Consider the following 24,683-nt stretch of genomic DNA (forward strand, 5'->3'; position numbering starts at 1 on the left):
CTTCAATAATTATTTAGTTAGTGTAACGCTTAGAGGTGTTCCTCCATAATCTACGGTCATAGTGACTACGCCTGTTTCTGGATTATATTTTCCTTCTGTTAAGCTCAATGCAAGTTCTGAAGCAAAATACCAGTTTCCTACTTTAATTAAAGTGAGTGTATTATCTGCGTTCAGTTTTAATTTTGCTTCAGCATGGAAATCGTACATTGGCTCAAATCCCGGATTCATTCCATAAAACTGCAAGCCTCCCAATAAATCATCAATAAGGTAAGTTCCATCTTCATTTTCTGTAATCAAGATGGGTGCGCCTGTATAGTGACGAGTTCCAGCCTGTGATTCTCCCTGATATGCACTTGCAAAACTATCAGGATTAACTACCATTACTTGACGAGTTTTGGTTACTGAAAATCCATCAACGTTGGCTACAGAATAAACTAAGTTATAAAATCCAGGTGTTGAGCTGTCTACACTACCAGTGACCTTTACCTTTTCACTGATATCTTCCCCGTTTTCGGTTGCTTCATATCCAGGCTCTGTATAAGTTTCACCTAATGATAGTTTTACAAAATCATCTCCTTTCAAGTTTAATTCTGCAAAATATGTTACCTTAGAAAGGTCTTTTACTGAGTCTTCACATGAGGTGGCAGTTCCCAATAAGAATGCTCCCATGAGTATGTAATAAAATATTTTTTTCATTTCTATAAAACATTTAAGTTATTAGTTCTTGTCCCACCATACAGGAGTACTTACTGGTACTGCTTTGGGAGTGTTTACATTATACATACGTGCACTCAATGGGTATGTCATACGTTTTACCAGTCCATTACCAAGACCGTTGATCCATGGCTCTATTAAATCACCCGGAACATAACTTGAGTTACCTTTAAAAATATCTAACTGAGAAACAGTAGTAATATTCGGACAATCGGTACGGCGTATTTCACTCCATGCTTCCATATGATCCATACAGAATAAAGCTGCCCACTTTTGCATGTATACTAAATGAAGTTTATCGTTTGTTGAGGTAGCATTGTCCCATAATGCCAAAATTCCTGCTTCTTGACCACTCATACTACGTGCTTCAAAATCGGCTGTAACTCCAGCATTATAAGCATTTTGAGCTTTTCCTTCATCATTCAGGAAACGTAAATTAACTTCTGCGATAAGGAACTGAAGTTCTGCTTGAGTAAACAGATAGAATGGCTGAGTTGCTCCGTTTCCGTCAGAATGTTGATAATTGATGGCACTTACATTTTCATTCTTCCAAGTATCCGAACCGTTGTTGTCATCAGATTTTGTTCTACCACCCGGAATCTGTCCTAAATATTTGCCTTCTTTTTTGTTTTTATTGATAGCGTAAGCTATACGTGGGTCATTATTTGCCTGATAGTAAGCTACGATCGGATAAGCTGCACACTGGTTACCCGGTGTATTTACTGCATTCGTTTCATACCATGGATTACGTTTTGATGTTTCGTCTGCGAAACCTGTAAATGCAGCATCACCAGTAAAGAAATTATTTTCTGCTACTAAAGTTTTTACTTTTTCAGTATAGGTAGCAGCATCTACTCCTGCATCTATGAAGCGCAGATACATACGTAAGCGTAATGCGTTAGCCAATCCTTTCCATTGTTTCATATCACGGTTAAAAATCAGATCTTGGCTATCCATAGATGCATTATCTGTCAAAGCTGCTTCTGCTGCATCCATTTCTGCCAATACACCTTTGTATACATCTTCTCCGTTATCCCATTTCGGATTGCTGACTGAGTTACCTTTTAACGCTTCACTATATGGAGCTTCGTTAGTATTGTCGACCATTACCTGTAAGACATATGCACGCAATACTGTTGTAGCAAAACGGTCAGCAGGGTTTGTACTTTTTTCTAGAACTTCTTGAGCATCCATCAGTGCCCCTGCATAAATAATGCGGTATGAATAGTCCATCAGCTGTGAAGACTCATTGAACATATACTGACTGATTTCTATGTATTGGCTTTGTTCTGGATTCTGTTCATAATACTGTGCAAAATACCCCGCATAGTTATGAATTTCTCCTCCTACAGCAGCTGCAATACCTGCTTCAACAGAAGGAAAAATCAAGTCTGGCGTCATTTGCTCATTGCTTGGGTAGTTGGGATTTTCATTAATGTCAAGGTCACAGCTTGTGCATAAACTTGCCATTAATAAGGTATATAATGCTAATTTTTTCATATATAAACTTCTTTTTAATCGTTAGAATTTCACATTTAAGTTGATACCGAAGTTACGTGAAGTTGGGTTTGAAGAGTATTCACCGTAATTACCTGACAGGTCGTTACCAAATGATGTTGTTTCTGGGTCGATAAATGTGTTGCTTGATGGTGTCCAGATAAAGAGATTATTTCCGTATGCTGAAATACGAACCCCTTGTAGCGGAGTTTTAGCTAACCATTTTTTTGGTAAATCCCAGCTTAACACAACAGTACGCAACTTAACATATGATTTGTCTATTAAATCGATTTCTCCACCAATACCTCCCATAGGGTCGTAATAGTAGTTACAGATATCTGCGCTTGAAACAGGTGTTGTATTTTCTACATAACTGATGCTGCCATCAGCATTAGTAACCTTATTTACAGAGTTGGGAATAATGAATGTATTACGGTCGTTGTATGCTGTTTGTATTGCATTACCTGTGAAGTAAAGAGTATTCTTTGTCTTTGAATACATGATACCACCTTGACGAATATCAAAATCAGCACTTAATGATACACCTTTGTAAGTAAGTGTAGTAGAAACACCCATCTGATAACGGTTATTCATATCACCGTAAGTAGCAAATTCTGCTGCTGCAACTGGCAGACCTGTATTGGCATCAGCTACGATTCTGCCTTGCGGATCACGTTCTACAGCTTCGGCTTTGAATACACCTAATGGTTGTCCTACAATTGCATACATACTAGTACTACCGTTCAATCCATATATAACTGTTTCACCTCCCAGTTCTTCTGGTAAGCTTACAACTTTACTCCAGTTTTTGGTAAAGTTTACTGTAACATCCCAACTGAAATCTCTAGTTTGGATAGGAGTTCCGCTTACTAATAATTCGACACCTTTATTGCTGATCTTACCTAAGTTGATATTTTGAGAACCATATCCTGTTGCTGGATCCATGCTTAAAGACATGATCTGTTTATCAGAATTACGATTGTAATAAGCAGCGTCGAAAGAAAGACGATTATTGAAGAAAGCCATATTTAATCCGAATTCGTATTCGGTTGTCATTTCTGGACTTAAAGTATTACTTCCTAAAATATTTCCTAATGTATAAGAGTTTACTCCACCTAATGGGAACTTCAGATAACCAAATGGAATGGAATATTGAGCTGAACCGTATACTGGGCTTAACATATATACATCAGCATCGTTACCTGTTTTACCCCAGCTGGCACGTACTTTACCGAAAGTAATGATGTCTTTTATTTCGTCATTTAAAAGTTCGCTGAAAATGAAACTACCAGTAACACCAGGATAGAAGAAATCACGATTTCCTTTAGGTAAGGTAGATGACCAGTCGTTACGAGCTGTTACTGTTAAATACAACATGTTTTTCCATGAACCTTCAAACTGTCCGAATACACCCATTAAACGGCGGAGTTCGCTATATTGAGTTACAGTTGGAGTTTGTGATGAGTTTGACAGATTGAACCAAGTAGGAATGGTCAGGTTGTTTACTGCTGATTTTTGATAAGAGTATTTACGTTCGTTTCCATTGAATCCGACCAATGCATTTACATGAAAATCGTTGATTGGCATGTCAAAAGATAACAAGAAGTCTTGGTTGATTTCACGACGGCGAGTCGTCATGATGCTATATTCTCCGTATTGACCGGCAAACGGGCTACTTGCTCCCATACCTTCTCCATTAGGAGTTCCTTCATAATATAACGCGTACAGATTTTCTGTTCCATATTCAGTTTGTCCTGTTGTAGAATCCAAACCCATACGATATGTAAACTTAAAGTATTTCAAAAAATCATAATCTAATTGGAACTTACCATAAAAACGTTCAGAATTATAAGTGTTTAAATTATGTTCCAATATATAATAAGGGTTCATAACGCCGTAAGGAGTATAATAATATCCCGGAGTATTGAATGGATCATTCAAATCGGCTAGGCTTTCTACATTAATATCTCGTGGAGTCTGCCATAGAGAATTAGCCATTGACAGTCCCTGACCTGTTGTTGCAAACTTATTATCCTGATATGCATAGTTCAAAGAAGTACTAAATGTCAGATTACCAATTTTATGACTACCTCTTCCAGAGAAAGTATACTTATTATATGAGTCTGCATCTGTAGGAATAATACCATCATCACTGATTTGTGAGAATGATACAAAGTAGGTACTTTTATCTGTAGCTCCGTTGAAAGATAAACTATTATTATATCTGAAACCTGTATCGAAGAAGTTTTTCATATTGTCTTCTACAGCGACATAAGGTTTTATCTTTTGTGAATTGTTATATACGTTACCATACAACTGCATTGAACCGTCAAAACGTGGTCCCCAAGAACCATTTTCTAGCGTAGTATGTGATCCACTCCATCCCATACCAAATTCATTCTGCATTTCAGGCATGCGTAAAACAGAAGACCATTGAACACCACCATTGTATTCAATTCCTAATCCTTTACCTTTTTTACCGCTTTTTGTAGTAATCATTACTACACCATTGGCTGCACGGCTACCGTACAAGGCTGTAGCAGCAGCTCCTTTCAGGATAGTCATGTTTTCTACGTCATCTGGATTTACAGCATTAGCACCATTACCAAAGTCGAACCCTGAATTCAACCCATCGCTAGAAGATACAGATGAGTTGTCCAAAGGTACTCCATCAACAACATATAAAGGTTGGTTGCTGCCACTTAATGAGCTTACACCACGGATGATAACAGAGTTTGATGCTCCTGGGTCGGAGGATGTGGCAGAAATCTGTACACCGGCAACCTTACCTGCAAGGCTGGACATTACATCTGAAGTACGGCTTGCAGAAATCTTTTCACCGTTTACCGAAGTAGCGGAATAGCCTAATGCTTTTTCCGATCTTTTTATACCCATTGCTGTTACAACAACTTCATCCAATTGTTCTGCATCTGAACGAAGTACAACCTTAACAGTAGGCTTGATAGTTACTTCTTGGCTTTCCAGACCAATGAACGAAACAACCAAAGTTTTTGCCGGACTAAACTAATAGGCAGTTTTGGGAAAACTGATACATAATAAAAACAGTTTCATGTAGATTCTGATAATATATCTAGATGCAATGTGTACTTTTGTCTAATGGAATACTTTGATTTTCTACCTATTTGTTGTTAGGTTAATTCTTCTATTATACATTCTACATTTACCTGTTTAATCAAAACTTGCATTTTTTTAGTTCCTTGATTATCGTTTGCGGTAGTACTTCACCATAAACTTGGGTTGTTTTTATATTACGATGTCCTAATAGTTTTTGCACGGTAGAAAGCTGTACACCTTTATATATTAATAAGGTAGCATTCGTATGACGTGCTGTATGGAAAGAAAAATGTTTTGTTATTCCTGCTAGTTTTCCTATACGAATTAATTCTTTATTAACCGAAGCGTTAGGCTTTATATGAAAAAATTCTTCTATATCTGGATAATGATATAAAATGCGGATAGCTTTTCCCTGAAATAAATAGCCAAGGGGAAGTTGAGTGACAGTTCCTGTTTTTTGTGATTTGAAAACCAGCCATAATTCTTTATCAGTTTGAATAAGATTTTGTTTTTTCATACTTATAAAATCAGAATAACGTAAGCCTGTATAGCAGCAAAATAAGAATGCGTCGAGAGTATGGCGAAGTGTATTCTTCTTTCTGGAAAGATTGATATGTTCTAACTTATCCAATTCTTCTGGTAATAAGTATGTATGGTGGCTTTCTGTTGTTTTTATCTTATATTCTGTAAAAGGTGAATCTTCTTTAGCTATAATTCCTTGACGGACAGCTTCATTTATAATCGTTCTTATATGTCGTAAATGTTTTGCGATGGTATTTATTCCTAATTTTTTGTTCTTCATAAATTGCTCGAATGATAATAAAAGTTTGTAATCCATCTGTTTAAAAGTAATCTCATGAGCAAAACTTTCTAATAGGGTAAGTGTGGTATACAAATTATTTTTTGTACTACTGCGTATGGGGGAATTTTCTATCCATTTTCTACCAAAAGAAATTATTTTATTGTCGGAACTTGTTTTTTCTTCCATTTCCTTTAGTAATTCCAAACAAATTTCTTTTCCTTGTTTCCAAGCATTTATCTCACGCATTTGCAAATTCAATATGAATTCTTCTAACATGTAATTTAATTCTTCAGCATGGGGATGGTTGCAAATTATTGATTTACGACTATTCCATTGGTCGGGTTTAATATAAATATGAGTAGAAAAATAAGCTTTTTTCCCTAATAGATAAGCTTCCACTTGAACTAAAGCTTTTCCCTGGCTATCTAACCGTTTTTTGCGGTTATAAACTATGCGATACTTAATCTTTTTCATTTTCAACTATTATGTGAAAGTATTATATCTTTATCTTAAATAATCTTTATTGCGTTTATATATACAATTAGTGAATATATATGCATTGATGGTCTAAAAAAACATATAGGTCTCTTTACAAAAATAGACTTAGAAATTGAATATTAACCATCGCTTTTTTTAGAAAAACGTAATAATAACAAAGAAATTATTGTCATTTTCTATATTTTGTTTTTTTCTTATATAGCTTTTAATAATGACAAAGTGAAATGCTTTAGAGTTGAAAATAGAAGCATTTTGGTGTAAAAAACGTGGTGTAAGTGTTAAAATAAAAGGTTTATATTGAGTTTTTTCTATCGAAAAGTATACAGTTATTACATTTTTAACTATTTTTGCGACCGAGAAATATAACTAATGAAAAATTATTAATTCAAAGTTAAACTTTAAGAGAGAATCTTATGAAAAGAAAATTGATGCTTTTAATGACCTTCCTGATGATAGGTATAGGTCTGGTAAACGCGCAAGTTTCAAAGGTTACTGGTACAGTCACCTCTGAAGAAGACGGTTTGCCGGTTGTTGGAGCGTCTGTCTTAGTTAAAGGTACTACTGTAGGTACTGTAACAGACATCGACGGTAACTTTACAATCAACAATGTGCCTAGTCCGGCAAAAACTTTGGTTGTTTCGTTCATTGGTCTGGAAAGCCAAGAAGTAACTATCAAGCCTACTGTTAAGGTCGTACTTCGTTCAGATTCAGAACAATTGGATGAAGTTATGGTTGTTGCTTATGGAGGAGCTACCAAACGTTCTTTTACAGGTTCAGCTACTGAAATTGGTGGAGAGCAAATCTCGTTGAAGAATCCGACTGAACTATCTAAAGCATTGGCTGGAGAAGTTGCCGGAGTACAAGTGATGTCTACTTCTGGACAACCTGGAAGTAATGCTAGTATCCGTATTCGTGGTTTAGGTTCAGCATATTCTAGCCGTTCTCCGTTGTATGTTGTAGATGGTATTCCTTTTGAAGCTGATTTAAGTGGTATCGATCCAAGTGATATTGCTTCTATGACAGTTTTGAAAGATGCTACTGCTACTGCATTGTATGGATCTCGTGCTGCAAATGGTGTAGTCTTGATTACTACTAAAAAAGGTGAAGCAGGTAAAACACGTGTTGATGCTGAAGTTAAATATGGTGCAAACATGCGTTTGACTCCGCTTTATGATGTAATTGATAGTCCGGAAAGATTTACAGAGCTTACTTGGGAAAGTTTACGTGGTTATGCAGAAGTTGCTGGTGGGTATGATCGTGCTACAGCTGCAACATGGGCTTCACAACAGTTGTTCGGAGGACAAAATGGTATTGCTCCTATATATAATATGTGGAACGCAGATGGTGACAAGTTGATTGATCCTTCTACAGGACGTTTTTATAGTGGCATTACACGTAAATATACTCCGGAAAAATGGGAGGATTATTTGTTTAGAACAGGTCAGAAATTTGATGCTAGCCTTAAAATCTCAGGTGGTAACGAGAAAATGACCCATTATACAGCTTTTAGTTATCTGAAGGATGAAGGATATTATATTTCTTCGGATTACGAACGATTCAATGTTCGTAACAATATGAGTAATCAGATTGCCCCTTGGTTGAAAGCTACAACATCATTATCGTATGCATATATGATTACCAATAAGCCGGGACAGTCTGATAGTAATATGAACAATGGTTTCCAGTTTATAAACGGTATGCCTTCATTGTTCCCTGTTTTTGAACGTGATGAAAACGGAAATATTGTACAAGATACAAGCATTGGAGGAAATAAATACGATTATGGTATGAATGCCGGTTATAGCCGTCCGTTTGCTGCTGGTATTAATCCTGCTGGTGCATTGCTTTTGGATAAAGATGAAATCAAGACACACCAGTTTAATGGTAATGCTTCATTTGAGGCTCGTTTCTTGAAACACTTCAAAGCAACTGCTAATGTTGGTTTGCAGTATTATGGTCAGGCTGAAAACGAATTGACAAATCCATATTATGGTGATAGTGCTGGTAAAGGACAAATTGTGAAAACTCAGGTGAATTATTTGAACTTTACTGCTAACCAGATTTTATCATGGACTCAAAGTTTTGGAAGAAATAATTTTGAAGCTTTTGTTGCTCATGAATCAACAAATAGTACAACCAACGTATCATATGGTGCTAAATCAAAAATGGTTCGTCCGGATAATACAGAATGGAGTAATGCTGTTATAATGGATTATATGGAATCGTATACTTATGGTTATGCGATTGAAAGTTATTTTGGTCAGTTGCGTTATGACTGGGATAATAAATATTTTATTCACGGAACACTTCGTGCTGATGGTAGTTCACGTTTTGCTAAAGGTCATAAGTGGGGAACATTTGGATCTATTGGAACTGCATGGGCTATTACTAACGAAGAATTTATGAAAGATATCAAATGGTTGAAGAATTTGAAATATAAATTGAGCTGGGGTGTTCTTGGTAATCAGGATTTTATAACAAGTCCTGTTGTCGCTGGATACTATCCATATGAAGATTTGTATCAGATTAACAACTTGAACGATAATTATACTTTCAGCTTTGTTTATAAAGGTAATCCTGATTTAACTTGGGAAAGAAGTTCTACTATTAATACTGGTATTGAATTTGATATTGCTGGTATACTTGAAGGTGAAGTTGAATATTTCCATAAAAAGACAACTGATATGTTGTTTATGAAGCAGGTAGCTCCTTCTTTGGGATATGCTTCTTATCCTGTTAATGATGGAGAGCTGGTAAATCAGGGTGTAGAATTTTCTTTGACTGCACATCTTTTGAATAAGAAAGATTATAAATTCGATTTCCGTGTTAATGGTGGATATTATAAGAATGAAATGACTAAGATGCCTATTGATGAAACTACAGGTAAAGAGAAGGCTTTGGAATTAAGCACTTACTATGGATGGGCAAAAGGACATTCTTTGTATGATTTCTACATGCGTGAATATGCAGGTGTAGATCCTCAGACCGGATACGCTATGTATAATCAGTATTATAATGTATTGCCTGATGGTACTAAAGAGTTGATTACAGATATGGAAACTTATAAATCAACTAAAACCATCAATAAACTGGAAGTAGAGCAGACAAGCGACTGGAGTCAAGCTACTAAGAAATTTGTTGATAAATCAGCAATACCTGCTTTACAAGGTGGTTTTGGTTTTGATTTATATGCAAAAGGATTTACTTTGAATGCGACATTCTCATATAGCTTGGGAGGATATGGTTACGATTATAATTATCAGGAATTAATGCATAATGATGGGGCTGGAAAGCATAATTGGCATAAAGATATTGAAAACCGTTGGCAGCAGCCTGGTGATATTACAGATGTTCCTCGACTTACCAATAACTATGGTGGAGGGGATGACGGTACTAGTTATGCTAATGCAACTTCAACACGTTTCTTGACTAGCCGTTCTTATCTGAACCTGTCTAATCTTCGTTTGGGATATACTTTCCCACAAAGCATTACTTCTAAACTGCACCTGGGAGGTCTGAGCGTATATGTATCTGGAGACAACTTGTTCTTCCTTTCGGCTCGTAAAGGTTATGTGGCTAATGCTTCTTCAGGTAGTAGAGATACGGTCAACAATGATAATAATAATGACTCAGGAGAATCAGGCAGAAGCCAATACAGCCCATTGAGTACAATTATGGGAGGTATTAAAGTTCAGTTTTAACTAAAATAAAATCAGAAATTTATGAAATTAAATAAATACATTCCGGTTGCTGCTTTAAGTTTGATGCTTCTAAACAGTGGATGTTCAGATTCATTTTTGGAAAAAAGTCCTTCGGATTATATCACATCTGGTGATTTGGAAGAAGTGGCTAAATGGAATACCAATATATTGATGGGACAAGCATTAGGTACTTATTCTACAACATTTGCAATGTCTACAGGTGATGTAAAAGGTCATGATGACTTCGGACAGAAAGCTGTTGATATAGCAACAGACTTGATGAGTGGAGATATGGTCATTATGATGAAAGGATATGGCTGGTTTGAATATGCTGGTGATTTGACTTGTTCAACTCGTACAGCATCTCAGTTCTCTTATCAATTCTGGAGATATTATTATCGTCTTATCAAAGCTGCCAATGAAATTATTGATGCTGCTGGAGGTGATGAAGCGAAACCTACTGGAGAAAATGGTGTGTATTTTGCACAAGCCAAAGCTTTGAGAGCGCATTCTTATTTTAACTTGGTAAACTTATATGCCCGTCCTTATCAGGAAGATAAAACAGCTTTAGCAATACCTATTTATCGTACTCAATTAACTTCGGAAGCTGCAAAGAAATCAAGTGTAGAAGAAGTTTATAAACTGATTGTTAAAGATTTGACAGATGCTATTCCTATGCTTGAAGGATATGAACGTCCTTCAGGACAAAAGGACCAGATTAATCAGGCGGTAGCAAAAGGTATGCTGGCTTATGCTTATCTTATGATGGGTGAAAATGGAGAAGCGGCTCGATTGACTCAAGAGGTGATTGATTCGAAAGAGTTTACCTTGATGAATAGAACGGAAGTTATCAATTCAGGATTTAGTTCTGTTTCTATTCCTGGATGGATGTGGGCTATTGATCTGACAACAAGTAACTCTCCGGCTCTGCCTACATTCTGGGGACATATGGACTTGTTTACATATAGCTATGCGTATGCCGGCGGTGAAAAATTGATTGATACTAATTTGTATAATTCTATACCGGATACAGATGTTCGTAAAAAATGGTTTACTGAAACAGATGAAAAGGGAGAACAATATGAATTGACAAACTGGTGGAAATTCTATAACAGCAAGCGTATCTTAGGAAACAGAGAATGGTATGACGATGAAGTATATATGCGTGTCGCTGAAATGTATTTGATAAATGCAGAAGCTAATGCACGAGAGAATAATCTTTCTGATGCGAAAATTTCTTTGAAAGCTTTATTGGATGAGCGTGATACAGAAGCAGCCGCAAAAGTAGAACAGATGGGTAAAGAAGGGCTTTTGGATGAAATTTACTTTAACTGGCGTTTGGAATTATGGGCTGAAGGACGTGGATTGCTTACAATGAAGCGTTTCCAGAAGAGTATTACTCGTTGTGCAGAAGATGCTATGCTTCCTGGACAAACTTATGATTATAAAGATGAACGCTTGACATTTAAAATTCCAGAAAAAGAGATTATAAATAATCCGAATTTGGATGATTAAGTTAAAGCATAAGCACTGATATTTTAGAACCCCGTCATTGGCATTAAACTGTTGATGACGGGGTTTTATTGTTTCGGATGATTTTCATAAAATACATAGCATGATGTTTGGGGCTGTATGATAAATACTTATTGTATGAATGTTTCTTTAATTTTTTGTTTGATAAAATACTTGGTGCGTGCTTTTTCGCTATATTTGCCACAATTAGACATACAACTATACTGAATGAAAGAATTTGTTATATCAGATGCGCAGACTGAAAAGGCTGCATTGGTGGGTTTGATTACCCAGACACAGAACGAGCGTAAAACGAATGAATATTTGGATGAACTTGCTTTTCTTGCAGAAACGGCAGGAGCTGAGGTCGTAAAACGTTTTACTCAAAAAATGGATTATCCCAATACTGTGACATACGTAGGTAAAGGTAAGTTGCAGGAAATTAAAGAATATCTTCTTCAGAAAAAGGAGGAAGAAGGAGAAGAAGTGGGTATGGTTATCTTTGATGATGAACTTTCTGCCAAACAGATACGTAATATCGAAAAGGAGCTGAATGTAAAGATTCTGGACCGTACATCGCTTATTCTGGATATTTTTGCGATGCGTGCACAAACTGCCAATGCCAAGACACAGGTTGAATTGGCACAATATAAATACATGCTACCCCGTTTGCAACGTTTGTGGACTCACCTTGAGCGTCAGGGTGGTGGTTCCGGAGCCGGAGGTGGTAAGGGTTCTGTTGGTCTTCGTGGACCGGGTGAAACTCAGCTTGAAATGGACCGTCGTATTATTTTGAATCGTATGGCTTTACTAAAACAGCGTCTGGCTGAAATAGATACTCAGAAATCTACTCAGCGTAAAAATCGCGGACGCTTGATTCGTGTTGCTCTGGTTGGATATACGAATGTCGGAAAATCGACATTGATGAATTTATTGGCTAAAAGTGAAGTCTTTGCTGAAAATAAGCTGTTTGCTACTCTTGATACGACAGTACGTAAGGTGATTATTGAAAACTTGCCTTTCCTGCTTTCCGATACGGTAGGTTTTATTCGTAAACTTCCAACTGATTTGGTCGATTCGTTTAAATCTACACTGGATGAAGTGCGTGAAGCTGATTTATTGCTTCATGTGGTAGATATCTCTCATCCTGATTTTGAGGAGCAGATACAGGTGGTAGATAAAACAATTGCTGATTTAGGAGCAGGAGGAAAGCCTACCATGATTGTATTCAATAAGATAGATGCGTATACCTATGTAGAAAAGGCTGAAGATGATTTGACTCCGAAAACGAAGGAGAATATTACGCTGGAAGAGCTTATGCATACATGGATGGCTAAGATGAATGATAATTGTATCTTTATTTCGGCTCGAAATAAAACGAATATCGATGAACTGAAGGAAATTGTTTATAAGAAAGTAAGAGAGTTGCATGTGCAGAAGTATCCTTATAATGATTTCCTTTATCAAACTTATGATGAAGAATAATTATGATAAATTACCGTTCGCTGACTGATGAAGAAATAAACAGGCTGGAATCGCAGCTTTGTTCGGCTTCCGACTGGAAGGATGTACGGGTGGCTGAACGTTTCACTCCTGACTATGTACATCATGCTCGTTTTTCCGGGAAGGTGTGTCTGGGAGTATTTGAACACGAATTTACATTGCCGGGAGGTATCTGTAAGCATTCCGAATTATCGTATGTGACTCTGCATAATGTGACAGTGGGAGATAACTGTTGCATTGAAAATGTAAAGAATTACATTGCTAACTATGAGATTGGGGCATATACATTTATCGAGAATGTGGATATTATTCTGGTAGACCGGAAATCTCGTTTTGGAAATGGGGTAGAGGTGTCTGTCTTGAATGAAACAGGAGGTCGTGAGGTTATGATTCATGACCGTCTTTCTGCACATCAGGCATATATTATGGCACTTTACCGTCATCGTCCGCAGCTCATTGAGCGTATGAAAGCGTTGGTTGAGGCTTATGCAGACGAACATGCTTCGGATAGAGGAACGATAGGTTCGCACGTCACGATTGTCAATTCGGGATATATTAAAAATGTGCGTATCGGTGACCATTGTGAAATAGAGGGAGCTGGCAGACTGAAGAACGGTAGTATTAACAGTAATGCTGACGATCCGGTACATATCGGTTACGGAGTGGTATGTGATGATTTTATTATCTCCAGTGGTTCGCACATAGAGGATGGCACGATGATGACTCGCTGTTTTGTGGGACAGGCTTGTCATATGGGGCATAATTATTCGGCTTCGGATTCTTTGTTTTTCAGCAATTGTCAGGAGGAAAATGGAGAAGCATGTGCTATTTTTGCCGGACCGTTTACGGTGACTCATCATAAGTCAACTTTGCTGATTGCCGGGATGTTTTCATTTATGAATGCGGGTTCAGGATCTAACCAGAGTAATCATATGTATAAGCTGGGGCCGATTCATCAGGGAGCGTTGGAAAGAGGTGCTAAGACTACTTCGGATTCATATATCCTTTGGTCTGCACGTATCGGAGCCTTTTCACTTGTAATGGGACGTCATGTCAATCATCCTGATACATCGGATTTACCTTTCTCTTATTTGATAGAGGATAAAAATACGACTTATCTGGTTCCGGGGGTTAATCTTCGTAGCGTCGGCACAATTCGTGATGCACAGAAATGGCCGAAACGTGATTTGCGTAAAGATCCTTTCCGTCTGGATCAGATTAATTATAATTTGCTCAGTCCATACACAATTCAGAAGATGATGAAAGGACGGAGTATTCTGAAAGAGTTGGAAAGAGTATCGGGAGAAACTTCGGAAACATATTCTTATCAGAGCGCAAAGATTAAAAACTCGGCGTTGAATAAAGGTATCAAGTTTTATGAAACAGCTATTCATAAATTCCTGGGTAATTCGGTTATCAAGCGTCTGGAGGAAATACATTTTAAGAATGATGAGGAAGTACGACAGCGTTTATTGCCGGATACTTCGATCGGACAAGGTGAATGGGTTGACATTTCTGGCTTAATAGCTCCAAAAACAGAGATAGAGCGATTGATGAGCGATATAGAAACAGGTGTTTTGCATACTGTTGACCAGATACATGACCGTTTTGCAGAAATGCATGCCAATTATTATACCTATGAATGGACTTGGGCGTATGGAAAAATGCTGGAGTTCTACAGACTGGATGCCGAAACAATAACTGCAAAGGATATTATAAACATTGTGCATCAATGGCAACAGTCTGTGGTATGGCTGGATAAGATGGTATATGAAGATGCAAAGAAAGAATTTTCTTTGTCTTCGATGACTGGCTTTGGTGCTGATGGTAGTAAGGAAGAGCAAATGCTTGACTTTGAACAAGTGCGCGGTGTGTTCGAAAGTAATCCTTTTGTAACAGCCGTTTTGAAGCATATAGAAGTGAAGACTGAACTTGGAAATGAATTAGTTGCTCGTTTAAGCAATATATATAATTAAAAAGAATGTGATTTATGAAAGGCGTATGGCTATTTTTTGTTTTTAGTTGTATGTTTTTGTTTTTGCAGGCGGGAACTTATCGTAAAAGAGAAGTTAGCCGCCCGTGCTTTATTACGACAAATACGTCGAAAATAGAAATAAAGAAAATCATATTAACGGATGAGCAGACGCAGGTAGATGCTGTTTTGTATGGTGAGCCGGGAGAAGCTGCTGTTATCTCTTCGAAAACATGTCTGCGTACCACGCAGCAAGAATTTAGCTTGCGTGAAGCTGAAGGGGTGTCTATTGATGGAAAAACCGAGCCGGAGCTTATTTCGAAGTCGGGGAAGCATCATGTAACTCTTTCTTTTGCTCCGATTCCTGCAGGGGTGCATGCTGTTGATTTTGTAGAGAAAGAAGAAGGATGGATTATATGGGGAGTACAACTAAGTAAGGCAGAACCCTATGTATATATACCAAGTTTTTTGCAAACTAATCATCTGGAGCAAAGTCAGGATTTGCCTGCTCCCCGGTTAAAAGCAGGTAAGTCTATAATAAACGGTTATATATTAGGTTATGATCCTCAAATTGCATTGGATGTTGTTTTTCGTCATTCAGACTGGCTGTTTTATAATGATTGGGGAAAGACTGTAAAGGTACGTCAGGATGGTTCTTTTCATATTGAAACCGATTTACTGCTCGCCGGAGGGGCAAAACTTCAGATAAATAAGGCACAGTTGGATCTTTTCCTTTTACCAGGTAAAGAAATGACTGTGTATATTCATCTTCCCAGATTGAGTATGTCGGCTTCCCGTTTGTTGAAGGATGAGTATGACCGGAAGCAGAAAGCGTGGTTTGATGGAGCTGAATCCTTGTTGAATACGGAACTGGCTACCTGGGGATATCCTCTGGCTCTTAACGATGATCCTGATTTCTCAAGTAAGACGCTGGATTTATCTGATGAAGAATATAATAAACAGGTGCAGTCTGAGCTGGAAAGACTTGAATCGGATTTAGACCATGACCAACGAGCCGGTAAAGCGTATAAGGAATACGTATCTGCAAATATGCAGATAAATGCTCTTGTTCTGCAAGGTGCCCGTACTAAAATGCAGGGGATTGTAAACTCTCCTTATGATAAATATGGTTACGATTATGTGACATACTTACAGTATCGGGAACGTGATACGGGGGAAACGTTAGATTTGTGGGAAGATATAAAAAAGGCAAGAAATATTTATCAGAATGTTGTTAAAGAAGAACGTCTGAAATCGGCAGACAAAAAAATGCTGGCTTCGATAGAACATCCGGAAATAAGTGCATATGTAAGAGAAAAGATAAAGACCATGCAGGCTGTTGCCGAACGGGCAAAGGCTTCTGAAAAATATGTTATTGCAGAGTTGGATACATTAGTGTCGGGAGCTGATATATTGCCTGCTATCATATCTCAGCATCGGGGTAATGCTGTACTTGTTGATTTCTGGGCTACATGGTGCGGTCCTTGCCGGAAAAGCATGCCTGCGGTAAATGTACTAAAGCAGCGGATGTCATCGAAAGATGTAGTATATGTTTATGTTACAGGACCATCTTCTCCAAAAGAAGTCTGGAAGACTGCTATTGCGGAAATAAATGGTATACATTATCGTTTGACTCAGAAACAATGGGAATATCTTTGTAATTCGTATGGCATTACAGGAATTCCGGGATATCTGGTAATCAGTTACGATGGTAAGCTTCAGGATCGTTATGTAGGATTTCCTGGAGTTGACATTTTGCAGAGAGATTTGTTGAGAGCTATGGAGTAGGAGAGTTTCAGTAAATCTCTTACTGAATCATGAAAGTGAAATACGGCAGAGTTTTTGAATCATTCGGAACAAAGATTTTATCTTAATTAAGGAAAAATTTCGATAATACTTCGTACCTTTGTTGGCATAGTAACTAACAATTAATTTCTTATCATTATGGCAACACCAGAATTCAAGTATCAGCCGATGTTTGAACACGGAAAGGATACTACTGAATACTATTTGCTTACAAAAGATTATGTGTCTGTAAGCGAGTTCGAAGGAAAACCTATCCTGAAAATTGAAAAAGAAGGATTGACTGCAATGGCTAACGCTGCATTCCACGATGTTTCTTTCATGTTGCGTCGTTCTCACAACGAACAGGTAGCCAAAATATTGAATGATCCGGAAGCTAGCGAAAACGATAAATACGTTGCTTTGACTTTCTTGCGTAACGCTGAAGTTGCAGCAAAAGGAGTTTTACCTTTCTGTCAGGATACCGGTACTGCTATTATACATGGTGAAAAGGGTCAGCAAGTATGGACTGGATACTGTGATGAAGAAGCTTTGTCACTGGGTGTATATAAAACATATACAGAAAACAACTTGCGTTATTCTCAGAATGCTCCGTTGAGTATGTATGAAGAAGTAAACACACGTTGTAACTTGCCTGCACAGATCGACCTGGAAGCTACTGAAGGTATGGAATATAACTTCCTGTGTGTAACAAAAGGTGGTGGTTCTGCTAATAAAACTTATCTGTATCAGGAAACCAAAGCTATCTTGAATCCGGCTACATTGGTTCCGTTCCTGGTAGAAAAGATGAAGACTTTAGGTACAGCTGCTTGTCCTCCTTATCATATTGCATTTGTAATTGGTGGTACATCTGCTGAAAAGAACTTGCTGACTGTGAAATTGGCTTCTACTCGTTTCTATGACAACTTGCCTACTACAGGCAATGAATACGGACGTGCATTCCGCGATGTAGAACTTGAAAAGCAAGTATTGGAAGAAGCTCACCGTATTGGTTTGGGAGCACAGTTTGGTGGTAAATATTATGCTCACGATGTACGCATCATTCGTTTGCCTCGTCACGGTGCTTCTTGTCCGGTTGGCTTGGGTGTTTCTTGTTCTGCTGACCGTAATATCAGATGTAAGATTAATAAAGATGGTATCTGGATTGAAAAACTGGATTCAAATCCAGGTGAATTGATTCCTGAAGAATTGCGTCAGGCAGGTGAAGGTAATGCTGTGAAGATTGACCTTAACCGTCCGATGCCGGAAATTCTTGCAGAACTCGATAAATATCCTGTTGCCACTCGTCTGTCACTGAATGGTACTATTATTGTTGGTCGTGATATCGCTCATGCTAAACTGAAAGAATGTTTGGATCGTGGTGAAGATTTGCCTCAGTACATTAAAGACCATCCTATTTATTATGCTGGTCCTGCCAAGACTCCTGCAGGTATGGCTTGTGGTTCTATGGGACCGACAACTGCCGGACGTATGGACCCGTATGTTGACTTGTTCCAGAGTCATGGTGGTAGCATGATTATGTTGGCTAAAGGTAACCGTAGCCAGGCTGTAACCGATGCTTGTAAGAAGCATGGTGGTTTCTATCTGGGTTCTATCGGTGGTCCGGCTGCTATTCTTGCTCAGAATAATATTAAGAGCATCGAATGTGTAGAATATCCTGAACTGGGTATGGAAGCAATCTGGAAGATTGAAGTAGAAGACTTCCCTGCATTTATCCTGGTTGACAATAAGGGTAATGATTTCTTTAAACAGATCAAACCACGTTGTACTGGAAACTGTAAATAAGTAATTTATTTCCAACTATAAGAAAGGCATCATCCTCTACTGATTTGAAAGAGGATGATGCCTTTTCTTTTTATGTTCCTAGTCGGTTTATTATTGAGGATTAGCGACGACTTCGAATATTTCAGCTTTGCCTTCCAGAGTGACTTTGGTTACTTTATCGTTTGTCAGTTCAAGTTTGAAGAAAGGCGAAGAAATACTTGTTTCGGATACCAATTCTCCTTTTTTATCAAATTGTTTGACTTTGAGCGGAGCTGAAAGTTTATCCATCAATAATGTATAAGTTTTTGTTCCTTGAGGAACTTCGAAAGTTAATGCATTAGAAACCTTATAAAAAGTAGACAGATTTTGATCGAATGCATAAACAACTTGTTGTGGATTCTCTGACTCCAGTTTGAATCCTAGATTTTCAACATGAAGCGGGTTGACCTCGAAAGAGCGGACAGAAGCATAATTTTTGCGTTCAGATTCCAGTCTTTTCAGTCGTACGTAACGTGCTTTTACAGCATCTCCTTTCCAGTTGATGACATATTGCTTATTCAATTCTTTGATAAGGGGAGTCCATGTTTTGCCGTCAGCAGAACATTCCAAAATCGCATGGTCAAAGTAGTCTACATCGTCTACAGAATTTCGTCCTTGCAGGATTGATATTTCTGTCACGTCACGGATGTCTCTCAGGTCTACTCCAATCCAGTCACCTTCTTTTTGTCCGATACCTGACGTATAGTAAGTAGTAGTGTCATTATCAAGCATTAATTTAGTAAGGATTGTACCAGAGTTACCAAACGAACCAATGCCTTTATAATCTTTAGGTGTTGTACCCAGCAGTTTCTTTAAGAAACCATGAGCCATATCGTCCATTGCATTTTCATAGAACGGTTGCAGTTTGAGTGTTCCGAATTTATGAGCTTCATAAGCTTTACGATCTTCTTTACTCATCAAGTTCTGCACATATTTGTTCCAGAAGCTACTGTCGTCGTTGCCTGAGCGATAAATTTGAGCCAGTTCAATAGCTTGTTTCCCTCTTGTTCCCAGCTTCCCGAATTCTGTCAGCCACGGACGGAGTTCTTGCAGCAGGGCTTTATTCTCACATCCCTGTTCCATTTCAGCCGGGACTTTTTCTATTTTTTCGAATTCTGTTTTAAGAGCCTGAGCCGTGGCATCATTCCATTCTGCAATCCGGAATGTCTTAGTTTCCCAAGATTCATCTCTGCGATATCCGTTTTCAGTGTCACTGGAGTGAATGGCAAATGTACGGTAAGCATCTTTGGCTTTTGGAGTCAACTCCTGCAATCCTCTTTCCCAACTGTCTATAGGATTATAGTTTGCGATATTCCATGTGTAGTCTGCAACTCCGTACAAAGCAAGCTTGGAAGCCTCACCGTGTTCCATTGGGTTGCTGACAACACCACAGACATTTTCTTTAGTCAGCGAAGTATCCAGACCGTATACGGGACCTTGTAGAATGAAGTTACGGATATAATCGGTTACCGGATAGTTCCACCAGTAATATGCCGGTCTTTTGATACGTGAGTTAATCCATTCCATTGTTTCCGGAGTCAGGTCACTGCATACCACATCTCCTGTCCAGAATACTTTTATATCTGGATTCAAACTATTTCCATAAATAGCCAGGCTCCCTTGCGGAGTAGGATTAGCCCAAAGCTTAGAGTAGTCTGTCGGGCAGACTGTCAATGGAGATACATCACCTTTGGCTTTTACAAAGTCATCAGTCAGACGGTTTAGTAATTCTGTCTGTTTTAACGGATTGGTTCCTTCTCCTGAAATGTCATCGAAGAAAATTGCGAAATCTCTTACTCCCAGGTCGTACATCCAGTTAAACTTATTGACCAGATTCTGATAATCTTCTTCGTTCCATTTGATGTCTTGCCCCGGATGGATGGCCCATACAAAATCTACGCGATTCCGTTTACACGCCTGAACCAGTTCCTTGATATTCTGAGCTTCTTTTTCGGGATAAGGAAGTCTCCAGTTCGGACAACTATGAAATGGATCATCTTTAGGACCATATAAGTAAGTGTTCATTTTGAATTTTCCGTAGAAATCAATTAATGACATACGTACCTGATGTGACCATGGTGTGCCGTAAAAACCTTCTACTACACCACGGTTGGGTAAGTCTGGATAATCGTTGATATCCAAATAAGGTAATTGTTTTTCTGCAGCGATAGGGCTTTCTATAAGTTGGCGCAATGTTTGGATGCCATAAAAAGCTCCTCGTTCATCATATCCAACGATTGTAACTCCTTTTTTGTCAATACGCATGGTGTAAGCTCCAGAAATCTCCTTGACCCCTTGCTTAAGTGCCACCTTTTTTCCAAAATCGATAGTTAGTTTCACTCCTTTCTTTGTCAGAGTAAGAAATTTCAGATCTTCTGAAAATTTTTCTTGTTTATCTTTAAGAACCAATCCACCAGCAATATCCAACATATTGTTTCGATCTACTGTTAGTTTGTGGGGAGTCGGATTGATGATAATTCCCTGATGGTCTATCTTCTTTCCGGGAACGGGCAATACTTGTTGGATTTCCAGTCGTTGTGACGATAAATCAAACTCAGTTTCTTGTGCAAGGAGGTTACTGCATGCCATTGCGCATATTACTCCTGCCATTAGTGATTTTTTATAGTATCTTTTTTCCATATAAAATAGGTTTTGCTTTACAAAGCTATTGATTTCCTTGTAAAAGAAAGTTGTTTTAGGGCAAAATGTTTGCTTGAACTTGAAAAATATACTTTAATAAAAGATACTATTGTTTCATCTTTTATTTTAAGTTCGCCAATACCATTTGATACGAGTAAAAAACATAGTTATAAATACAGTTAAGCTTGTTAATATAATTCCGTGTAAAAATCCTAGCCAAGGAGATGAATAAAAATATTTTAATAAAGGAGTTATTCCTAAGATATTTAGTATTGGATATATCAAAAGATCTGTTGCTACATAGGCTATCATCGGATTTTGTCCAGACATGATTAAGAAACGTGTGGAACGAACACATTTGAAGTAATCACAAATAATATTGAAAATAATCAATGTCATAAAAGCTAATCCTGATGTAACAAAGAAATAGCTGAATGTTGCATAATCTTTTTTGATACCTTCTTGAAAAGGTTCAATAAAAAGCCCTAATAGCAGGAAGAAACTTCCTAGGTCGAACAGTTTGTACCAAAGTGTTCTAATATCAGTTTTAGGTTTACCTTTAAGTAATAAATATCCGGTTGTTAGTAAAATAATAGTAATAATCAGGTTTGCTTCAAGAAATCGATTATATAAACAATATAGATTTACTAATATGACAGATACCAGAATACTCAATAAAGCAACTCCTGTTATGACTTTTGTCGGATAGATATTCTCATGGTTCTCTGAGAGCCATTTTTTTAGAATCTCTCCTGCAAAGCTTCCTGGGATAACAATGAACAGATATTCCAGATATTCAAACCGGTACAGCCAAGGTATAGGAGAAATATTCAGGTAATGTTCTACCCATGAGCTTTCGATATCTTTACTTATCATCAAAGCTCCTAATAAGATTAAAATACAGATTCTTAGCAAGCGATTATGTATAGTAAATATGTAAAGTAACGAGCCGAATATAGCCATATTGGCTAATATTAATATGATAATATTACTAAAATATAGGGAAAAGCTTCTTTCATTGGCATATTGTGTCGTTACCAACATAATAATGGCGATTAGATAGGCTGATAGTTTTATGATTTTATGTATTTTTTCAGGTAGTTGATATGGAATACGCATAAACATAGGAAATAAAACCATAAAGCAAGTTATTGCTAATAACCAGGAACGTAAGTCTTGTGGAGAACTTATTACGTAAGGATAAAAATGTTGGATAAAAATAGCAAAGAAGGTTAATTGTATTCCTCTTTTGATCGCATCATAGCATAGCATTAATTTGCTTCTTCCTTTTTCTGCATGTCTGCCGATGGAAAAAGGAAATGCAGCTCCCATAGCAAAAAGGAAAAATGGAAAAACTAAATCTACCCATGTGATACCAGGTATTTCCGGGTTAAAAATATGCTCAGGAGGAGGGGTTTGGGCGTGACTCATCCATCCTGGTAAAATGGAGGATATAATGGTAGCTGATAATACCATTGTGATGATAGCATATCCTCGTAAAGCGTCTAGTGCTAAAGCTCTTTGATTCATTGGTTGTGTGTTTAGATTTATGTTTTATAAATATTCTGCAAATAGAGGCGTAGTTCTCATCTCATCGAGATTGAATGACTGACGCCTCTATAAATGATGGTCACCTTTTTATGCGTTATCCCTCCATCATTAATCAATAAAAACCTTAATATAACTTATGAAATTTATTTCTGGTATTGTAAAAAGAAAGATGAAAAATCTTGTGCCGATTGTATATATTCATGTCCAAATCGGTCGGTTATTTTTACACTTATTTGAGCTTGTGGGTTTTGGGGTATAGCCTTGAATAGATGATTTGTTTTAACCGGAGCAATCCAGCTATATGTCTGTACAGCTTCTTGACACATCTTTTCAGCTAGTGGATCATAAGCTGTATACTGAGTCATTTCTCCCATGAGTTTTCCATCTTCCATCCATTCAACTTTCCATAGCTTATCCCAATTCCATACATTAGCGATTATTGCTTGTGGAAATTCTTTTGAGGCTCCAGGCAGATATACTCTGGCCTGATAGTTATCAGGTTTTCCGATGCATTTATATTTCCAGATAAGCTGATTGCCGTTGACTTGATAAATACCATATCCTCGTGGAGTACCATCTAGACAGATATCGGAGCACCACCAAGTACCACAGATTGCAGCTGTATTGTGTTCCATAAGTTTGTCATTGTAACATATATTGAGATTGTAATGCATATGTCCTGAAATAATGTGCGTGGGATGATCCTTAATTAACTGGTGAAATGCTTCTGCATTGACAGTCTGGTCGGCTAGTGTATTATAGTCGAATTGGAACGGTTGTTGTTTTTCTGTAAGTCGGGTAGGTATATGCATGACAATTACAAGTGGAGTTCCTTCTTCTAAAAAAGAGAGATCTTTTTCCATCCATCGAAAAGTTTTTTCGTCGATGTAGCCGATATAATAAAATTCTCTTCCGATGTAAAAGTTATTATTTAAAATAATATAGTGTACTTTACCCTTGTTGAAGGAATAGCATGTAGGACCAAAAAAGCTTTCGAAGCTATGCTGTGAGGTTTCGAAAGAACGTCCGTTATAATCCATATCATGATTTCCTATGGCACGGTATACAGGGATGTTCAATGACTTGATTGCTTCAATATATGGTGGAAATAGTTGGGCATTATCGCCCGTAATATCTCCACAGTCAATACCGAAGATATCCGTATTACGATATGATGCAAGTTCTTCCTGATAATCATTTAGAAAAGTATGATATGTTTCTAAATTTTCAGGTCTGATAGCTTGAACATCGGCTTGGGCAAAGAATACATGATTTAAGTCATCATGAGGGTTCTTTTTAAGATGAAAATTATAGTTCTTATCTACAGAACGATCTATTGGCTTATAGAATAATGGAATCGTATTTTCTTTGATTTCTGTCAGGTATCCAGATGGTGTGGATATAAATACAAATCGACTTTCATTATCAATATTGAGGCTATAGTTACCTTGTTTATCTGTTTGTACGCAATTCTTTCCATCGGAAACAACAACACCAGAAATGCCTTTATTTTCGCAAAATACAGTACCTCTTATCTGATGCAGGTGCTGTGTCATTCCGGTTGTTAATCCAAAAACCGATAATAATATGCATAAAATATGTCTCATCAGAT

The 24,683-nt window shown here is 37.6% G+C and carries 13 protein-coding genes; 6 read left to right on the forward strand and 7 right to left on the reverse strand.

Annotated elements, in window-relative coordinates; translation table 11 throughout:
- Positions 1-9: 9 nt before the first annotated feature.
- The 4 genes from ACDG22_RS06300 to ACDG22_RS06315 form a co-directional block, all read right to left on the reverse strand.
- Positions 10-696, reverse strand: coding sequence for a BT_2262 family domain-containing protein (locus ACDG22_RS06300; RefSeq protein ID WP_270231032.1), 687 nt, complete (start codon positions 694-696; stop codon positions 10-12).
- A 21-nt stretch (positions 697-717) separates the two neighbouring features.
- A complete protein-coding gene (locus ACDG22_RS06305) occupies positions 718-2,214 on the reverse strand; it encodes a SusD/RagB family nutrient-binding outer membrane lipoprotein (RefSeq protein ID WP_007571830.1) in 1,497 nt (498 codons plus the stop codon).
- A gap of 21 nt (positions 2,215-2,235) precedes the next feature.
- Entirely contained in the window at positions 2,236-5,217 is a 2,982-nt protein-coding gene (locus ACDG22_RS06310; protein ID WP_270211959.1) for a SusC/RagA family TonB-linked outer membrane protein, read from the reverse strand.
- Positions 5,218-5,404: 187 nt separating this feature from the next.
- Positions 5,405-6,562, reverse strand: a complete 1,158-nt coding sequence (locus ACDG22_RS06315) for a site-specific integrase (protein WP_007571834.1) — start codon at positions 6,560-6,562, stop codon at positions 5,405-5,407.
- Positions 6,563-6,999: 437 nt separating this feature from the next.
- Here ACDG22_RS06315 and ACDG22_RS06320 point away from each other — a divergent pair, with 437 nt between their 5' ends.
- The 6 genes from ACDG22_RS06320 (at position 7,000) to ACDG22_RS06345 (ending at position 18,862) form a co-directional block, all read left to right on the forward strand.
- Positions 7,000-10,287 carry a SusC/RagA family TonB-linked outer membrane protein gene (locus tag ACDG22_RS06320; RefSeq protein ID WP_302451895.1) on the forward strand — a complete coding sequence of 1,096 codons (3,288 nt, stop codon included), beginning with the start codon at positions 7,000-7,002 and terminating at the stop codon, positions 10,285-10,287.
- 21 nt (positions 10,288-10,308) lie between these two features.
- Positions 10,309-11,802, forward strand: coding sequence for a RagB/SusD family nutrient uptake outer membrane protein (locus ACDG22_RS06325; RefSeq protein WP_007571838.1), 1,494 nt, complete (start codon positions 10,309-10,311; stop codon positions 11,800-11,802).
- 225 nt (positions 11,803-12,027) lie between these two features.
- The gene (gene hflX, locus ACDG22_RS06330) at positions 12,028-13,284 is read left to right on the forward strand and encodes a GTPase HflX (RefSeq protein WP_007571840.1); all 1,257 of its coding nucleotides are present in this window, start codon (positions 12,028-12,030) and stop codon (positions 13,282-13,284) included.
- A 2-nt stretch (positions 13,285-13,286) separates the two neighbouring features.
- Positions 13,287-15,278 carry a DUF4954 family protein gene (locus ACDG22_RS06335; protein ID WP_302451951.1) on the forward strand — a complete coding sequence of 664 codons (1,992 nt, stop codon included), beginning with the start codon at positions 13,287-13,289 and terminating at the stop codon, positions 15,276-15,278.
- Positions 15,279-15,292: 14 nt separating this feature from the next.
- On the forward strand, positions 15,293-17,062 hold the full coding sequence (locus ACDG22_RS06340; protein WP_270211963.1) for a TlpA family protein disulfide reductase: 1,770 nt from the start codon (positions 15,293-15,295) through the stop codon (positions 17,060-17,062).
- 156 nt (positions 17,063-17,218) lie between these two features.
- Positions 17,219-18,862 (forward strand): fumarate hydratase, encoded by a 1,644-nt coding sequence (locus ACDG22_RS06345; protein WP_007571846.1) that lies wholly within the window; start codon positions 17,219-17,221, stop codon positions 18,860-18,862.
- A gap of 90 nt (positions 18,863-18,952) precedes the next feature.
- On the opposite strand, the gene ACDG22_RS06350 is transcribed toward ACDG22_RS06345, so the two are convergent.
- From ACDG22_RS06350 to ACDG22_RS06360, 3 genes are all read right to left on the reverse strand, one after another.
- Complete coding sequence (locus ACDG22_RS06350; protein WP_270230621.1) at positions 18,953-21,520, reverse strand: beta-N-acetylglucosaminidase domain-containing protein; 2,568 nt, start codon at positions 21,518-21,520, stop codon at positions 18,953-18,955.
- A gap of 126 nt (positions 21,521-21,646) precedes the next feature.
- On the reverse strand, positions 21,647-23,050 hold the full coding sequence (locus ACDG22_RS06355) for a DUF5009 domain-containing protein (protein ID WP_270230620.1): 1,404 nt from the start codon (positions 23,048-23,050) through the stop codon (positions 21,647-21,649).
- 164 nt (positions 23,051-23,214) lie between these two features.
- The gene (locus tag ACDG22_RS06360) at positions 23,215-24,678 is read right to left on the reverse strand and encodes a calcineurin-like phosphoesterase C-terminal domain-containing protein (protein ID WP_227994669.1); all 1,464 of its coding nucleotides are present in this window, start codon (positions 24,676-24,678) and stop codon (positions 23,215-23,217) included.
- Between the last annotated feature and the right edge of the window lie 5 nt (positions 24,679-24,683).

The sequence above is a fragment of the Phocaeicola coprocola genome, from assembly GCF_041333015.1.
Lineage (GTDB): Bacteria > Bacteroidota > Bacteroidia > Bacteroidales > Bacteroidaceae > Phocaeicola > Phocaeicola coprocola.